The organism is Streptomyces sp. NPDC042002 (assembly GCF_055588305.1).
Genome location: NZ_JBVJCT010000084.1, coordinates 1 through 2,223 on the forward strand (window position 1 = coordinate 1; position 2,223 = coordinate 2,223).

2 protein-coding genes are annotated in these 2,223 nt (G+C 66.6%); both read right to left on the reverse strand.

The window, feature by feature from the left end:
- On the reverse strand, nt 1-230 hold a 230-nt coding region (locus ACZ6KY_RS42120; protein ID WP_469315527.1), incomplete at its 3' end, for a transposase.
- A gap of 90 nt (nt 231-320) precedes the next feature.
- Nucleotides 321-1,934 (reverse strand): IS1182 family transposase, encoded by a 1,614-nt coding sequence (locus ACZ6KY_RS42125; protein WP_469315528.1) that lies wholly within the window; start codon nt 1,932-1,934, stop codon nt 321-323.
- Nucleotides 1,935-2,223 lie beyond the last annotated feature (289 nt).

The following is a 2,223-nucleotide window of genomic DNA, read 5'->3' on the forward strand; positions in this document are numbered from 1 at the left end:
GGCCCGGGATCCCACGTCGACTGGTTCACGAACTGCTGCAGGTTCTGCTCGTTGCCGTCCGGTAACCGCGAGGCCATGGCCTGGATCGACTTGCGGCGACCGTCCAGCATCAGTCCCCGCAGGTAACAGTCGCCCTTGGCCCGCTGGTCCTTCCGCGGCACCGAGGCGAACACGTCAGCCACATACAACGTCAACGTCGCCCGGACACGGTTCACTTCATGTGCGTCCACACATCCAACATGCTCGTGATCAGCACCGATCGGAAGACCTAACGGAGTCCTACTAACTTGACTCTGTCGGGGATCTTGGTGTCGCCGGGGTCAGCTGCCCAGGGTCCGCCAGGACTTCGGCCGGGGTATCTCACGCTGGTCGAGATAGTCCTGGAAGGCAGTCGGTCGGCGGGGCATGGGGATTTCCTCGGTCGGTGGCAGTCCGCTGAGGCGCTCGATGTTGACGGCGATGGCCGTCAGGATGTGCTGGATGTGGGCTTTTCCTTGTCTTCGGTAGCGGCAGCGTCGCATGCCGTGTCCGTGGGCGAGCTCGTTGACCGTGCTCTCCACTCCTGAGCGGACCGCGTAGCGGGCCTTCCACTCCGGCGACTGTTGTTCAGTGCGGACGCGGAGTTGCAGATCGCGGAGCTCTTGCGGAGGAAATCCCACGGTGCGGGCGTTGTCGGCGGTGCTGGTGCACTGGGTGCGGGTCGGGCAGGGGCGGCATTGGCTTTTGGTGAACCGTGCCACGATCAGCGGGGCGGCGGTGGGTGAGGAGGTCGGGTAGGGGCCGTGCCAGCCCACGCTGACCTGTCCCTGGGGGCAGGTGACCTGCTGCCTGTCGTAGTCGATGTGGAAGTCATCCCGGGCGAAGCCCTCGTTCCGGCGGTGCTGGCGGGTGGGGTTGCTCTTCAGCGGCCCGGAGACGGTGACCTGGTGTTCGCGGGCGGCTTGTTCCAGATGGGGCAGGGAGGTGTAGCCGGCGTCGACCAGGTGCTCGGCGGGCAGCAGCCCGCGGCGGGCCAGGCGGGTGTGGACGCCGGGCAGGACCTGGCTGTCGTGGGTGGTGGCCGCAGTGGTGGCCACGTCCGTGATCACGTTCGGGCTGTCGGGAGCACAGGTCTCGGTCAGATGCGCGGAGAACCCCTTCCAACTGATGATGTGTCCGTGTCGCGCGTAGCGGGCCGAGGTGTCGTAGGGGGAGACGATGGCCCGGGACGAGGGCGGCAGTCCGGGCCCGCCTTCCTTCTCGGCGGTGTGCCAGCGCAGGTGCCCTGCGGCATCCCGGTGGTAGTTCTGCACCATGATCTGGCGCAGGGCCTGAACGCGAGGACCGGACGTGTGGTCCGCTCCGTGCCGGTCGAGGTGTTCCAGGAACCGGACGGCGTCATTCCCGGTGGCAAGGATCCTGGTCTTGGGCTTGGTGGGGTTCTTGCCCAGGCGGACCGGCCTGCCGTAGCGGAGCCCCCAGCCCGCATCGACCAGCTCGTCCAACAGGTGAGGGAACGTGCCGGCGACTTCTTCGAGTGCGGCGCGGACCGCCTCGGTGATCAGCTCCAGCCGGGTCAAGTCCCGCACTGCGGCCAGGACATGGGTGGAGTCGGTGCGCTGCGTGGTGCGCTCGCGCACCAGCCCGGCCTCCTTGAGACGGGTCAGTACGAGGTCGAGGAGGCGGTCAGCACGGTCGCCCTCGGCAAGACGATCACGGAAATCGGCCAGCACGCTGTGGTGGAAACCGGGATCGTCCAGCTCCATAGCCACGGCGTACTCGAAGTCAATGCGGCAGCGGACCGCCTCGGCGGCCTGCCGGTCCGAAAGGCCGAGCAGGAACTGCAGCACACAGACGGTGGCAAGTTGAGCGGGCGAGAGACCCGGACGCCCGTCCCGCGGGTACCAGTCGGCGAAGTCCTCGTCATGCCACAGCCCGTCCAGCCGGTCACGCACCCATATCGCTGTTGTGCCGCCCGGGTTGCTCGCCCGCGCGATCTGCGCAGTCAGAGGCGGGACTTGCTCACCGGAACGGGGGCGAAGGGACAACGGGCACCTCGACAGCTTCGTCGGCCTGAACTACCCGAGCATGCCCGTTGACCATGCTGCTGCACCGGGAAACTCCAAGATCCCCGACAGAGTCAAGCTAATAGGACTCCGTTAGGTCTTTCGGTCGAGGCTGATCACGAGCATGTTGGATGTGTGGACGCACATGAAGTGAACCGTGTTCGGGCGATGTTGGCGT